Origin of the sequence: Colwellia sp. PAMC 21821 (genome assembly GCF_002077175.1) — a bacterium.
Taxonomy (GTDB): domain Bacteria; phylum Pseudomonadota; class Gammaproteobacteria; order Enterobacterales; family Alteromonadaceae; genus Cognaticolwellia.
The window spans coordinates 1,568,875-1,583,051 of sequence record NZ_CP014943.1; the positions used below are offsets into that span (position 1 = coordinate 1,568,875).

16 protein-coding genes are annotated in these 14,177 nt (G+C 40.2%); 12 read left to right on the plus strand and 4 right to left on the minus strand.

Annotated features, from left to right (window positions below; all coding sequences use genetic code 11):
- The first annotated feature begins 119 nt into the window (after positions 1-119).
- Positions 120-1,154: a GlxA family transcriptional regulator gene (locus A3Q33_RS06610; protein ID WP_081179265.1), complete on the plus strand. Its 1,035-nt coding sequence runs from the start codon at positions 120-122 to the stop codon at positions 1,152-1,154.
- Positions 1,155-1,174: 20 nt separating this feature from the next.
- Here A3Q33_RS06610 and A3Q33_RS06615 read toward each other — a convergent pair whose 3' ends face one another.
- Positions 1,175-1,495, minus strand: coding sequence for an ArsR/SmtB family transcription factor (locus tag A3Q33_RS06615; RefSeq protein ID WP_231295793.1), 321 nt, complete (start codon positions 1,493-1,495; stop codon positions 1,175-1,177).
- Between the two features lie 158 nt (positions 1,496-1,653).
- On the opposite strand from A3Q33_RS06615, the gene A3Q33_RS06620 reads away from it, so the two are divergent.
- The 4 genes from A3Q33_RS06620 (at position 1,654) to A3Q33_RS06635 (ending at position 6,523) form a co-directional block, all read left to right on the plus strand.
- Positions 1,654-4,260: an efflux RND transporter permease subunit gene (locus A3Q33_RS06620; protein WP_231295794.1), complete on the plus strand. Its 2,607-nt coding sequence runs from the start codon at positions 1,654-1,656 to the stop codon at positions 4,258-4,260.
- 10 nt (positions 4,261-4,270) lie between these two features.
- Positions 4,271-5,182, plus strand: a complete 912-nt coding sequence (locus tag A3Q33_RS06625; protein ID WP_231295795.1) for an outer membrane lipoprotein-sorting protein — start codon at positions 4,271-4,273, stop codon at positions 5,180-5,182.
- Between the two features lie 22 nt (positions 5,183-5,204).
- The gene (locus A3Q33_RS06630) at positions 5,205-5,693 is read left to right on the plus strand and encodes a hypothetical protein (RefSeq protein ID WP_081179266.1); all 489 of its coding nucleotides are present in this window, start codon (positions 5,205-5,207) and stop codon (positions 5,691-5,693) included.
- 140 nt (positions 5,694-5,833) lie between these two features.
- A complete protein-coding gene (locus A3Q33_RS06635; protein WP_081179267.1) occupies positions 5,834-6,523 on the plus strand; it encodes a hypothetical protein in 690 nt (229 codons plus the stop codon).
- Between the two features lie 55 nt (positions 6,524-6,578).
- Here the strand turns inward: A3Q33_RS06635 and A3Q33_RS06640 are convergent, their stop codons facing one another.
- Entirely contained in the window at positions 6,579-7,055 is a 477-nt protein-coding gene (locus tag A3Q33_RS06640; RefSeq protein ID WP_081179268.1) for an Lrp/AsnC family transcriptional regulator, read from the minus strand.
- 124 nt (positions 7,056-7,179) lie between these two features.
- Between A3Q33_RS06640 and ctlX the strand changes: the two genes are divergently transcribed.
- On the plus strand, positions 7,180-8,106 hold the full coding sequence (ctlX, locus tag A3Q33_RS06645; RefSeq protein ID WP_155866716.1) for a citrulline utilization hydrolase CtlX: 927 nt from the start codon (positions 7,180-7,182) through the stop codon (positions 8,104-8,106).
- Positions 8,107-8,216: 110 nt separating this feature from the next.
- Here the strand turns inward: ctlX and A3Q33_RS06650 are convergent, their stop codons facing one another.
- Positions 8,217-8,558 carry a DUF2956 family protein gene (locus tag A3Q33_RS06650; RefSeq protein ID WP_502687225.1) on the minus strand — a complete coding sequence of 114 codons (342 nt, stop codon included), beginning with the start codon at positions 8,556-8,558 and terminating at the stop codon, positions 8,217-8,219.
- A 135-nt stretch (positions 8,559-8,693) separates the two neighbouring features.
- Here A3Q33_RS06650 and A3Q33_RS06655 point away from each other — a divergent pair, with 135 nt between their 5' ends.
- From A3Q33_RS06655 to A3Q33_RS06680, 6 genes are all read left to right on the plus strand, one after another.
- The gene (locus A3Q33_RS06655; RefSeq protein ID WP_081179270.1) at positions 8,694-9,326 is read left to right on the plus strand and encodes a dUTP diphosphatase; all 633 of its coding nucleotides are present in this window, start codon (positions 8,694-8,696) and stop codon (positions 9,324-9,326) included.
- Positions 9,327-9,498: 172 nt separating this feature from the next.
- Positions 9,499-10,158 (plus strand): DUF2726 domain-containing protein, encoded by a 660-nt coding sequence (locus A3Q33_RS06660; protein ID WP_081179271.1) that lies wholly within the window; start codon positions 9,499-9,501, stop codon positions 10,156-10,158.
- A gap of 188 nt (positions 10,159-10,346) precedes the next feature.
- On the plus strand, positions 10,347-11,057 hold the full coding sequence (gene mtnN / locus A3Q33_RS06665) for a 5'-methylthioadenosine/S-adenosylhomocysteine nucleosidase (RefSeq protein WP_081179272.1): 711 nt from the start codon (positions 10,347-10,349) through the stop codon (positions 11,055-11,057).
- A complete protein-coding gene (locus A3Q33_RS06670) occupies positions 11,057-12,037 on the plus strand; it encodes a cobalamin biosynthesis protein CobD/CbiB (RefSeq protein WP_081179273.1) in 981 nt (326 codons plus the stop codon). Before mtnN ends, A3Q33_RS06670 begins: the two co-directional genes overlap by 1 nt.
- A 120-nt stretch (positions 12,038-12,157) precedes the next feature.
- On the plus strand, positions 12,158-12,547 hold the full coding sequence (locus A3Q33_RS06675) for a rhodanese-like domain-containing protein (RefSeq protein ID WP_081179274.1): 390 nt from the start codon (positions 12,158-12,160) through the stop codon (positions 12,545-12,547).
- Positions 12,548-12,559: 12 nt separating this feature from the next.
- Complete coding sequence (locus A3Q33_RS06680; RefSeq protein ID WP_081179275.1) at positions 12,560-13,198, plus strand: trimeric intracellular cation channel family protein; 639 nt, start codon at positions 12,560-12,562, stop codon at positions 13,196-13,198.
- A gap of 7 nt (positions 13,199-13,205) precedes the next feature.
- Here the strand turns inward: A3Q33_RS06680 and A3Q33_RS06685 are convergent, their stop codons facing one another.
- Positions 13,206-13,955 carry a substrate-binding periplasmic protein gene (locus tag A3Q33_RS06685; RefSeq protein WP_081179276.1) on the minus strand — a complete coding sequence of 250 codons (750 nt, stop codon included), beginning with the start codon at positions 13,953-13,955 and terminating at the stop codon, positions 13,206-13,208.
- Positions 13,956-14,177: the final 222 nt, after the last annotated feature.

Consider the following 14,177-nt stretch of genomic DNA (forward strand, 5'->3'; position numbering starts at 1 on the left):
AAAATCTCTTAAAATTAAAGCAAATATATTTATATAGCTCAGTGTAAGAGTTATCTCAAAAAAATAATATGTATAAATAGCCATAAAACATGTCAATATAGCCAAATCATTTAAATAGTATGAGATCAGGTGTGCTAAAAGCGAAACAAAAACGCAATAAAGACCATACAATTAACATAGCCTTGTTGCTCTATGACCATATGTTATCTACCAGTGTTAGCTTACCCGTCGAAATGCTGCGAGCAGGTGAAGCCGTAGCGCTGCAAGAAAATCGTAATGCGCCACGCTTGTCGATTGAAATGGTGGCTGAAACCATAAAACCAATATCTACTCGTGCGTTAATTAAATTACTGCCCGATACTGATATTGACCATGCACAGCGACCCGACTTTGTATTTATTCCAAGTTTATGGCGCAATCCTAGACCTACAATCGCTAAACAACCAAAAATGTTGCGTTGGCTCAGCGATATTTGGTCAAACGGCTCAACGTTAATTGGCAGTGGTACTGGGGTTTGCTTTATGGCTGAAGCAGGGCTTTTAGACCATCACCCTGCCACAACTCATTGGCATTATGTTGAACAATTTAAGCGCGATTATCCAAAAGTAGATTTAAAACCAGATTTTTTTATCACGCAATCTGAACGCACATACTGTGCTGCCAGCTTAAATGCCCTAGCAGACATTGTGGTACATATTATTTTTCAAATTTACGGCCAAAACGCTGCTCAACAGGTAGAGCGCAACTTCTCTCATGAAATCAGAAAACCTTACGAGGAACAACGCTACTTAGAAGGTGGAGTCGATCGACACCCCGATGAATTAATTAGCCAAATTCAATTTTGGTTAAAAACGAACTTGAACTCTGAATTAACGCTGAATGATATTGCCAAGCAATTCGACATTAGTCAGCGCTCATTTACCCGCAGATTCAAGCTTGCTACTGGCATTAACGCTACGCAATATTGGCAAAAATTAAAGATACAAACAGCAAAAGAGTTATTAGCGGCAAGTAATTTATCGATTCAAGAAGTGGCGTTTCAAGTGGGGTATCAAGACCAAGCAAATTTCACTCGGCTCTTTAAACAAACACTAAGCATAACGCCGAAAGCATATCGCGCTATGGTGAGAAAGAAGTTATTTAGTAACGATTAAGCTTTTACTTATAGGGTTTTTTATATGATTTTTGCGCAAAATTCACTGTGTAAAAAGCTGATGAGTTTCACCACCGATGGATTCGCGATACTGTAAAATATAGTCTGTGATTCACGACGTGTTTTCACTAAGTTATCTTGGCGTAATCTCGCTAAATGCTGAGATAAGCTTGATTGACTTAAATCGACAAAATTATTCAGTTCATTAACCGACATTTCTTTTTCACCTAAATGACATAATATTAATAATCGATTTTGATTACTCATCGCCTTCAATAAATCAGCCGCCTGTGCCGCATTATCTCGCATTTCGTTTATATCAATTGCTGCTAACTCGGCCATTAATCACTCACTATTATTTATCATAAAAAGTTACGTTAGGGTGGAAAATCATCTCTGTTTTATTTCTTGTTGGATATTACATTAGATACTGCTAATATAAAAGTATATTACATTTATCTAATATACCTTTGCTGGTATATAATAGACTAGGAAGCATTTTGAATTATCAACGCATATTAAACTTCGCTATTGAAAAACCGAAAGTAATCTACAGTATAGTATTGCTAATAACACTGCTGAGCTTGGCGATGTTACCGAAAATTGTAATCGATACCGATCCAGAAAATATGCTTAGCCAAGAAGCGCCTGCGCGTATTTTTCACAATCAAATAAAAACTGACTTTTTAATGCGCGATATGATCGTCGTTGGCTTAGTCAGCAATAACACAATTTTTAGCCCGAACACCTTAAGTATTGTTGAGCAGTTAACAGACGATATTCTGCAAATAGAGGGCGTTATCAGCCAAGATTTACTGTCGTTAACTGTTGTAGATAATATTCGCCAACTCACAGACGAACAAGGTGCTAGTCAAGGTATTCAATTTGAATACCTGATGAAACAAGCGCCAACTACCGCACAAGCTAGCCAAGAAGTTCAACAAGCAGTAAAACGCTTACCGATGTTAAATAACACCTTAGTTTCAGGTGACGACAAAGCTATCGCTATTTATGTGCCTATTATTGCCAAAGACCAAAGTTATGCTATTGCCGAACAAATAAGAGCCTTAGCCGCTAACATTACAGCCGTTACACACAATGACTTAGCTTTTCACATTACTGGCTTACCTGTTGCTGAGGACCAATTTGGCTACGAAATGTTTGTACAAATGGGCGTTGCCGCGCCACTCGCTGGCTTAGCTATATTCTTTTTACTGTGGTTTTTCTTTCGCAATATTGCGCTGATCATTGCCCCTATGGTGGTTGCCATGGCAACGGTATTGATCATTATGGGGAGCTTAATTGGCTTTGGCTTTACCGTGCATATTATGTCGTCGATGATCGCGATATTTTTAATGCCTATAGCAGTAGTCGATTCCGTGCATATTTTATCGGAATTTGCTGACCGTTTTAAAGCCGGTGACGACGCATCTAAAACCATTAAAAAAGTCATGGGTCATTTATACAAACCTATGCTATTTACCTCAATTACCTCTGCGGTTGGCTTTTACTCTTTAATGTTAACGCCTATTCCGCCAGTAAAAGTGTTTGGCGCCTTTATCGGCACCGGTATTCTATTGGCTTTTGTTTTAACCATTACTTATATCCCAGCCTACATTACACGCATGAAACCTGAAACCTTAGCCAAGTTACAAAAGGCTATTCAGTTAATGGAACAAAAGGGTCGATTAGCGAACAGCTTAGAAAAGTTGGGCGCATTTTCAGTTAAACGTACCAAGCTTATTTTAATTACTTTTATCGCCTTGTTTGTGGTTAGTGTGGTTGGTGTTAACCGTATTATTATTAATGATAACCCGGTCAATTGGTTCAAAGCCGATCATGAAATTCGTATCGCCGATAAAGTGCTTAATGAACATTTTGCCGGTACTTATGACGCATGGTTAGTGTTTAGCAACAACAACAACAACAACCTACAGCAACAAGATGCCTTAGCCAATTTTAATACTATCCTAAATGCGGCAAATAACGGCGCAACGAAAACGGCCATATCTCTAGCCTACAATCAGTGGCTAAATAGCGATGAAAATGAAAAAACTAGCTTCTTCACGCAAGATTTATTGATCCAACTTGATGACTTTAGTTTTAGTGCCAGCGCCCAAGAGCAACCTTGGCTCGAACAGCTTTATAGTGTTAGCGAGCAAGCCAATAATGCCCAAAAAATATTTACTGACCCTGCCATGCTTAATTGGTTGGCTAAATTACAAACTGCCTTAGTTAATAACGGCGATGTCGGTAAAGTAAACAGCTTGACCGATATTATTAGCACCGTGAATCGTGAGCTTAACTCAGGCGATGATAAAGATTTCGCGATTCCAAATAGCAGCAATGGTGTCGCACAAACCTTGTTGCAATTTCAGTCTTCCCATCGTCCACAAGATTTATGGCACTTTGTTAGCCCTAATTACCAACGCACGCTTTTATGGCTGCAAATGACCAGCGGCGACAACCAACACATGGCAAACGTGGTAAGTTGGGTAGACAACTACATCAGTGAAAATCCACCACCTATCAGCGTTCAGCATCAATGGGCCGGTAAATCATACCTCAATGTTGTTTGGCAAGACGCGATGGTTAGCGGCATGATCGACAGCTTACTGTCGTCATTTGTTATCGTTTTTATCATGATGATGCTGTTATTTAGGTCGATTAAATATGGTATTTTGGCCATGCTACCCCTGACCTTTACCATCACTATGATCTATGGCCTGGTGGGTTGGCTAGGAAAAGCGTATGACATGCCTATTGCTGTGTTATCAGCTTTAACCTTAGGTTTATCAATTGACTTTGCCATACATTTTATTCAGCGCGTTCGTGAACTTGAAACTGAAAAACAAAGCCTTAGCGCCGCATTAGCCGCTATGTTTCAAGAGCCAAGTCGCGCTATTACTCGCAATGCAATCGTAATAGCGATTGGCTTTACACCCTTGTTGTTATCGCCACTTATGCCCTATATCACGGTAGGTTTTTTCTTAGCGAGCATCATGATTTTATCGGCATTAGTGACCTTGGTGTTACTGCCAGCACTGTTAACGCTGTTCGCTAAGCGCAGCACACTTAAAGCCGATAAAAAAATACAGCATTCATAAGGACAATATAATGACCATTACCTTTAGCAATCAAATGATGAAAGCCGTAAAACACAGCAGTAAAGTTGTGCTGACGCTGAGTTTATTTTTGGCCAGTCATGTTAATCTACATGCTGAAGTAGCACCTAGGTTATCCAATGAAAACGCTACTCTTAATGCAACTCTGAACGCAACTCTGAATACAACAATAAACACTACAACAAGCAAAGTTAACAACATAATCGACCAAGCGAACCTAGCTGCTTATTACGCCGGCGAAGATGGTAGCGCTGAAGCACGAATGATTATTGTCGATGAAAACGGTAATCGCCAAATGCGACAATTCACTATATTACGTAAAGACGTACACGATCTTGGCGATCAAAATATGCTGGTGTTTTTTTCTCAGCCAAGTAATGTAAAAGACACCGTTTTCCGAGTCGAAAAACAACTTAAAAGCGACGACAACCGTTGGTTATTTTTACCAGCACTCGATCTGGTAAAACGTATTTCAGCGGGTGATAAACGCACTTCTTTTGTCGGTTCGCACTTTTACTATGAAGATGTTTCAGGCCGTAACCCTAACGAAGATAACTTTACCTTAGTCAGTGAAGACAAAACCACATACACCATTTCCGCCATACCAAAAGATCAACAAAGTGTTGAATTTAACAGTTATACCGTCAAAATTGATAAGCAAAATTTTCTCCCAACGGAAACAATTTATTTTGATAGAAATAACCAGGCTATGCGTAAAATGACCGTACTGCTGGTACAAGACATTAATGGTATTCCTACCGTGATGAAATCACGCATTACTAACTTAAGTAATAATAGCTATACCGAAATGCAGTTTCGAAATGTGAAATATAACCTTGGCTTACCCGATAATATTTTCAGTGAGCGCAGTATGCGCACGCCACCGAAAGCTTGGTTAGATTAATCGATAATGCTTTATCTTAAAGGTGAAAATCATTAATAATTTAGCGCTAATTAACGCCCTATTGCTCAATATCTCCTTGTTACTTGTCAGTACAAGCGCGAGTGCAAGCAGCGAGAATAACGATGACTGGACCGACGCTTGGGCTGAACAGGCACCTGCTTCGCCATGGCAAGTCACCGGTTTTGTTGAAGCTGCTCACGGGCAGTTTTTACAAACTAATGTTACTGAAAATAACGCATCGCTGAACGAGCTTAAAGCAAGAGTAAATATTGATTATAGCCACGAACTGTTTGATGTAAGCGGCAAGTTAGACAGTTACTACGATGGCGTATTAGCAAACACTATTTTCCAAACCCGAGAGCTAAGCATTAGTGCAAGTCCCTTTAGTTTTGTCGACATAAAAGCTGGCCGACAAGTATTAACCTGGGGCACGGGGATTATTTATTTCTCAATGATTTATTTGCGAAAGACTGGCAGTCATTTTTCTCTGGTCGCGCTGATGAATACTTAAAAGCTCCCTCAAATAGTATTAGAACTAACTGGTTCTATAACGCGGTAAATTTCACCTTAGTATGGACACCAGAATTCACTCACGATAACTATATCAACGGCGAGCGCTTCTCGTTTTATTCGCCTCAAGCACAGCAAATAGTGGCGCCTGCAAACGGTTTTTCCGTCGACAAAACCAACAAAGCACAGTGGGCTGCTCGCTTAAATACCCGCATTAATGATATCGAAGTTTCACTTTATGGTTATCAAGGCTTTTGGCCTACGCCTGAAGGCACAAAGCAATCTGCAACTAGTGCTATGCAAAGCCAAGCCTACTTTCCAGCACTTAATACTTGGGGTGTCAGTGCAATAACCCCGTTTAAGGGCGGTATTTTACATCTTGAATACGCCAGCTATAACAGTATTGAAGATAGCGAAGGCAGCAATAATATGATCGCCAATGGTCAGCACAAATTCTTAATCGGCTTTGAGCGTGAGTTAGCAAAAAACCTAACCGCTAACATGCAGTATTATCTCGAGCGCACTAAGCACTATCAAGCACTGGTTACAAATAGCCAATCACCAGAGCAAGTGGTTGCTGAAAATCGTCATTTACTCACTTTACGCTTGAGCTACCGCGCACTAAGGCAAACGCTTACTTACTCAATATTTGCCTTTTATTCGCCTAGCGATAAAGACGGTTACCTTAAGCCCTCAGTTAACTATCAATATAATGACCAGTGGTTATTTAGTGCCGGTGCCAACGTATTTTTTGGCGAAGATGAGTTTTCATTTTTCGGACAGCTCGAAAAAAATACCAATGCATGGCTTCGCGCGCGCTATCAATATTAATTTCACGCGCTTCATAATGGCTGAAATTTTATAAAGCTACGCAAGATCAGAAAAATTAAGCCGAGGTCAATAAAATGCTAGTTTCGCTATTAAGCACGCCTTCAATCATCCGCACTTGCGCTAATACATGATCAAACTCAATGAGGTTAATGGTTTGCAGCTCGGCGACTAAATCCCACGAACCATTAGTGGTATGTAACTTAGTTAATTGTGGCAAGCCCTTTAAAGCCTTGATAACTTGTGTGGTTGAACGCCCTACCACTTCTATCAGCATAATGGCTTTTACCGATCCTGCCTCTATCGCCTCATGTGCTCTTACCGTAAAACCTAGAATAGCCCCTGACGATACTAAGCGCTCAATGCGATTTTGTACTGTGCCGCGTGATACTTTTAACAGCTTAGATAAATTAGAAACTGACGCTCTGCCATCTTCACGTAATAAAGAGATTAATTGCTGATCCAATTGATCATGCAGGTAGGGTCTTTTATTTATACTTAGACTTAGACTTGAACTTGAACTTGAACTTGACATAATGACAACGCAGCCTTACAAAATGATAAAAAATAACACATAAACACAGTATAAATGACATGTTAACTAACAAAAATAATAATTACACTATCGGCTTAATTTCGTAGCAATTGAGATAAGTTCGTTGAGCATTATAAACCCACAAGCACCGCATAGTGTCATCATGATCAGGCCACATCATTTTTTGCCCAATCCTCAAACGTTGGCAGATAATAGTTTTCAGGCAACTGAGTTAACTAAATCAGCCAACCAGATCGCCAAAATGGCTTATAAAGAGATCAGTCAAGCTCAAGTTACCCTTGAAAGCCATGGCATTAACGTGCATATGTTTGAAGATGAAAGCACGAAAACGCCTGATTCCGTATTTCCAAACAATTGGTTTTCAACCCATAGCGGTGGCCATATTGCTATTTACCCTATGTATGCTAAAAATCGTCGCTTAGAACGACGCAGCGATATTATTGAAATGCTGAAACAAAGCTATCGTGTGCAAGACATTGTTGATTACTCTGGATTAGAGCAAGACAATATTTATTTAGAAGGCACTGGTGCTATGGTACTTGACCATCTTGATAGAGTCGCTTATGCCGTGCAGTCAAAACGCGCTAACTCGCTAGCGCTTGAACGTTTTTGCACACACTTTAATTACGAGCCCATGCTGTTTGACGCCTGTAACAACGCTGGCGAAAGTGTGTATCACACCAATGTTTTAATGTGTATTGCCACCGAGTTTGTTTTAATGGCACCTGAGATGATCAAAAATAATGCCCGTAGAGAAGAAATAATTCAGCGCTTTCAAGCCTCTGGTCGCGATGTAATCGAACTTGCAGAGTCGCAAATTTCTCACTTTTGCGGTAATGCAATTGAGCTGACAACCCATAACGGTCGCATATTGGCCTTATCAACTACAGCCTTTAACGCTTTAACGGCTGAGCAAACTCAATTAATAGCGCAAAGTGCAAAGCTTGTGCCTATCGACGTTAGCACTATAGAGCTCGCGGGAGGTTCAATTCGCTGCATGATCGCGGGTATTCATTTATCACCGCGCTAAACGATACGCTAAAAGTCATATTTAAAAACCCAGCCAATCGGTTGATGCCTTGAAATTAATAGCTCAAGGTTTTTCTTAAATAAACGACTAGTTTCGCTATTCGTCGCTATTTAGTTAGCGAGCAGAAAATAGCCCCAACTCACCAATAACAGCAACCAGGGTAAAATACCTAATGCGCTAATACTGCTGCTTGAAGCTTGTTTTTGTTGGCTATTTACCAATGATGACTCCGTTGTTTCAGTTTTCACTGCAACAGTCTTTTTACGTTGCTTGTCTCGCTCGCGAGACTTTACCTTTTGTTGCTTCTTATATTCGCTAATACCTTTTTCGATACCTTGAGCAATTAATTTGGTTTGCTCTTTAGTTTGTGCTTTCTTTTGCGTGCCTTTGGCGATGCGTAATGCTTCACTTTGCACTTCAGTTGAAACTTTAGGGGGAATTTGAGCTGTCAAAAATAATATTCCTGCACGGTGATGTTATTGTTATATAATGCCATTAATCGTGGAAAACTTTAACCACAAAGTTTACTCTTGCTCTAGCAAACTATGAGCAAGTACCTTACAAATACCGATAGAATAGAGAAAAGCATGAGCGATTTACTAAACACGGCAAAAAACCAAATTACCCAAATGTTATCAATGCAAGATGCCATGAACTCACGCGTTAGCGAAACTTGGCGAGATAACAATTACGAATGGTATCGTGCCATTTGGGTTGAGTGTGCAGAAATGCTAGATCACCATGGTTGGAAGTGGTGGAAACACCAAGAAATTGACGTTGCTCAAGTACAGTTAGAATTAGTGGATATTTTTCATTTTGGCTTAAGTTTACGTTTAATGTCTGGCGACTCAGTAGAAAACATTACCCAAACTTTAGCCACTGAATTAACTCAGAGTAGCGGTCAACAAGACTTTAAAATCGCCTTAGAAAGCCTTGCCTCTGCAGCCGTAGCTGATAAAGCATTTAATGCGGTTGCACTTGCAGATTGTATGCGTTTAATGGCGATGGACTTAGATGAACTTTTTCGTCAGTATGTTGGAAAAAACACCTTAAACTTTTTCCGTCAAGACCATGGTTATAAAGAAGGCAGCTATATCAAAATATGGCACGGTGAAGAAGACAACGAAGTGCTAGCCAATTTGGTGACTACGCTCGACACCAGCGCTGACGACTTTCAGCAACAGCTTTATAGCGCATTAGCAGCTAAATACCCAGAATAGCCGCCAATAAGTATCATATCTAACCGTTTGAAATCAATGAGTTAATAATATTTATAACGAAAGTTACTATTATTAACTCACTAACGAACTCATAGTTCCATCTCTGGCTCATTTTTTGCTTTATCAAGTTAACTAAGATAAACGTCAAGAAATTGAACTGCCGGAGATGTATATGGAACTTATTCTATTTGCCATGATCAGCCTAATTGTTATTGTTGGTATGCTTGCGAGCCGCTTAAACGATAATAGTTTCCCCTTTCCTTTCGATCGTAAAACTGCCCTGTTCACTCCAGCAGAAAAAAACTTTCAAAACCTTGTTGAGCAAGCAATGGGCTCAAGATATCGTATTATCAATCGGGTTAAGCTTGCTGATATTGTCAGTATTCGAAATGGTGTTTCAAAACGAGCTGGCCAAACCGCATCAAACAATGCCAATAGTAAGTATTTAGATTTTGTGATTTGTGAGCGCGATAGCATGAAGTTACTTGGTGTAATTGATTTAGTCGACACCCAAGGTAAAGGCTACAAAGTTAAAAAAGACTGGTTTGTTAGCGGTGCGCTTGAAGCAGCGGCCATTCCACATATTCGTATTAAAGTTAAGCCAAATTATACTATTGATGAAATTCGTGCTTGTATTAACAGCCGTATATTAGGAAATAATGCCCCTTCACCAAAAGTGAAAGGACGAATTATCCCTGCACCTTTAGTTAAAGCTCGCCCAAGGTCATCGGGAGTATTGTCTCCTTCAGCGGCGCAAGCAATGTTGGCAAAAGATACACCTGCCTTGGCTGGACAGCTTTCATCTGCTCAAGTTGCTGCACTACCGCACTAATAAAAATTATTTCATTTATTGGCATTGGCATAGAAATTGGCATTGTTGACTAGATAAAATGTAAAGCAGACCTATAAGTCTGCTTTTTTGTTGATACGGATAAAAGATTTTACGAGCAAGTCGCGCTATAATCCGCGCATAAACTCTGGCGCAATGTGGTCGTCAAAATATTTACAGGATTAAAGTTAATGAAAGCAGGCATTATTGGCGCTATGGAGCCAGAAGTTGCAATTTTAAAAGCAAAGCTAGAAAATTGCCAAACATCTACCCATGCTGGATACACATTTTATCAAGGGCTATTGAATGGCTCCGACGTGGTTATTGTGCAATCGGGCATTGGTAAAGTAGCCGCCGCACTAGCGACCGCCATACTTATTGATAAATTTCAACCTGACTATGTGGTTAATACTGGCTCTGCAGGTGGTTTTGAACAATCACTTAAAGTAGGCGATATTGTTATCAGCTCAGAAGTTCGTTACCACGATGTTGACGTGACCGCTTTCGGTTATGAAATAGGCCAATTACCAGCTAACCCACCGGCTTATATTCCTCATCCAGAACTTATTGCTGCAGCAAAAGTGGGCATAAGTTCGCTTGAAAATGTACAAACGTTAGTGGGCTTAATTACTACTGGCGATACCTTTATGACCAAAGATGACGATATTGCTAAAGCTAGAGCCAACTTCCCTACTATGGCTGCTGTAGAAATGGAAGGTGCGGCCATAGCCCATACTTGTCATCAGTTCAAAACCCCATTTGTGGTTATTCGCTCAATGTCTGATATTGCCGGCAAAGAGTCACCAACCTCATTTGAAGCATACTTAGAAACTGCCTCAGTTAACTCGTCAAAAGTCGTCACGAGCATGATTGAAGCCCTGAAAGGAAAGTCATTACACTAATGGAGCATCTGAGTAATATTTTAACCAGCCCTTATTTGTATTCTTCTGCCGTCACCTTGTTATTGTTGATCGCATTAAAAGCAGTAATTGCGCGGTTTATTACTCAGCAACCGTTAGCTTTTTTCAATTTTTATTGTCAGCGCTTAGCCGATAAAGTCAATAAACAGACTAACAGTTCACGACAACAAAATATTTCAGGCCTCATTGCCGTACTTGTGACTTTAATCCCCTTACTCGCTATTTTATGGCTATTTGAAGTGTTTATTGAAGTGCAATGGCTTTGGCATGCGCTATTACTTTACTTTGCCCTAGGCAGCTTTGGCTTAACTAAAACCAATAAAAATATTGCGCGTGAATTAGTCGCCAATAACAACTACCAAGCCAAACAAAAAATAGCACCGCTATTGTTGCGCGACACCGATCAACTATCACCGTTAGGTATCAGCAAAGCCTGTATTGAAATGCAAGTGTTACGAAGCTCACAGCTGTTAGTGTGTGTTGGATTTTACTTTCTTTTTTTTGGTCCGTTAGTGGCATTAGCCTTTCGCTTATTGTTAGAAATGCATTACGCATGGAATATCAAAATGTATCGCTTTGTACACTTTGGCGCGGCGGTTAACTATTTTGTTAAATTACTACAATGGTTGCCGTCACGATTATTGGCTTTGCTACTTCTAATCGGCACTGTTGGCCAGAATACGTTATTATATTGGCGCTTAATACGGGGCAAGTTCTTTCAAGCGGACAACGGAATATTGTTGCATGTACTTGCTTTAGGGTTAGAAATAAAACTCAGTGGCGTAGCCATGTATAACGGCAGTAAAGTCCGTAAAACTAGCTATAATGACCACGCTAGACAGCCGCAACCTACTGATATTATTCATGCCAGTAAACGAATCAATTACGCACTATATATCTTAATTTTATTAGTGATGTTACTCGCCGTAACCTCCTATGCTCTTTCTGGTATGGTTAAATAATATGAGTCATAAATTGCGTTCCTATTTACCCGCAATTAAAAGCCTTTGCTAACTTACCGATTCAGGTAAACTATTAGCATTAGCGTAAAAATACGTTAAACCAGATATTAAGGATTTTTCATGAAATTTATCAAGTCAGCATTAGTTATTCTATTAAGCGTTTGTGCATTTTTAACTTTTGCAGAGCAAACCACCACTATTTCACAGCAAGCACTTTTAACCTTAATGGCCACACCCGCTAATAAAACCGTGGTGTTAGATGTGCGTACCGCCGAAGAATTCGCCGAAGGACATATCGCTGGCGCCATTAATATCAGCCACGAGCAAATTAACGCTAACCTTAGTAAAATTATTGGCTTAAAAGATCAAACTGTTGTCGTGCATTGTCGCTCAGGTCGTCGAGCTATAAGCGCAGAAAATGATTTACGCGCAGCAGGCTTTAGCGACCTTCGCCACTTAGAAGGCGATATGAATGGCTGGCAATCAGCTGACTTACCCCTGGTAAAATAAGCAAGTTCACCCATGTTAGAATTACTTTATTGGCTTGATCTCTTCGGCGTTATTGTTTTTGCCTTTTCAGGGGCATTAATGGCCGGTCGTTATCAACTCGACCCTTTTGGTGTTGCCGTACTGTCTGCGGTTACCGCTATTGGCGGCGGCACCATTCGCGATGTAATTTTACAAACGCCAGTATTTTGGGTCAAAAACCCAATATATTTGTATGTTATTCTAGCGACTGCCGCATTAACTATTATCTTTATTCGATGCCCTAAACGCATACCCAAAAGGTTTCTATTAGTTTCTGATGCTTTTGGTTTAGCATTGTTTGCTGTATTAGGCACTGAAAAAGCCTTAACCTTAGGTGCTGCAGTTCCCGTTGCTATTTTATTAGGCATGGTGACAGGCGTTGCAGGTGGCATGATCCGCGATGTACTTTGTAATGTTATTCCAATGATATTACGACAAGAAATTTACGCCACAGCTGCTATTTTAGGTGGTGCATTATTTACTTTACTCACCTATCTAGACCTTCCTGCACATGTTGCCATTATTGGCTCAATATTAGGCGCATTAGCGTTACGCTTAGCCGCTATTTATTGGCGAGTAACCTTGCCGGCCTTCGATATAATTGAAAAAGAACCAAGTAATAAAGATTTATAAGTAAGCGTTAGATAGCAAGTTCATTTGAGGCAAGTACCTTGTCTATCGCTTGCTGAAATTGCTCAACCAACTGCTGTTCGATATCAAGGCTGAGCGCAAAATAATATTTTTTTGGCGGAAAGCGGTAAATAATTTCAAAATTAGCGGGATCAAGATCAGATGATACTAAGGTCTCACGCCAGCCATCTTCGCCAAATATCCATAAATCTATCCGTCCAGAGCTTAACATCATGCTCAAGTTTGTTGAGTGAGAAAGCAAGACGATTCTTTCCAGCGGAACGCCTACTTCTTGTAGTATCTCTTCACCTACATCGCCCCTTACGGCACCGGTGATGTAACGAGTCATATCTTCTGGTTTGCTGATCGTAATTTCACGTGTTTTCAACGCGATCAAAACATCACTTTCAGAGGCAATCGGCCCAACCCATTGAAAGCTTTCCTCTCGTTCAGGCGTTCTAATTGTACTGAACAAAACGGTGTTGGGACCCTTTTGAGTATTTCTAAAGCCTCTGGCCCAAGGTTGAACTAATATATGCTCGCGTTTTACTGGGCTACCCGCATTCGCCGAAGCAGCTAAAAGTAAATCTACCGCAGGCCCTTGCAACTTTCCATCTCGAATATAATTAAATGAAGCACTACTTTCAGTAATATAAGTCAGCTCATTAAGTTCGACCGCGAATACCGAGCAACTATTAGTCCATAAAAAAAGTGCGACTATCGCGCCAATAATCGATAGCTTATCAAAAAATTGCTGCATACAACTCCAAGTCACAAGGAAATTTAAATGTTGATATTTCAACCTAAAATCTATTCAACATTCGAGATAAAAACTGTAAGCCGTGGTTTGAAGAAGTGGACGATAAATTGGCCGAAGAAGTGGACGATGCACACTCATTCTAGCCTGGCAATTTGGTCATCCCATAAGCAACTTTAAACTGCCTCAGCATCTTGTTATAGATGTTGCAATATCGCGGGCTTT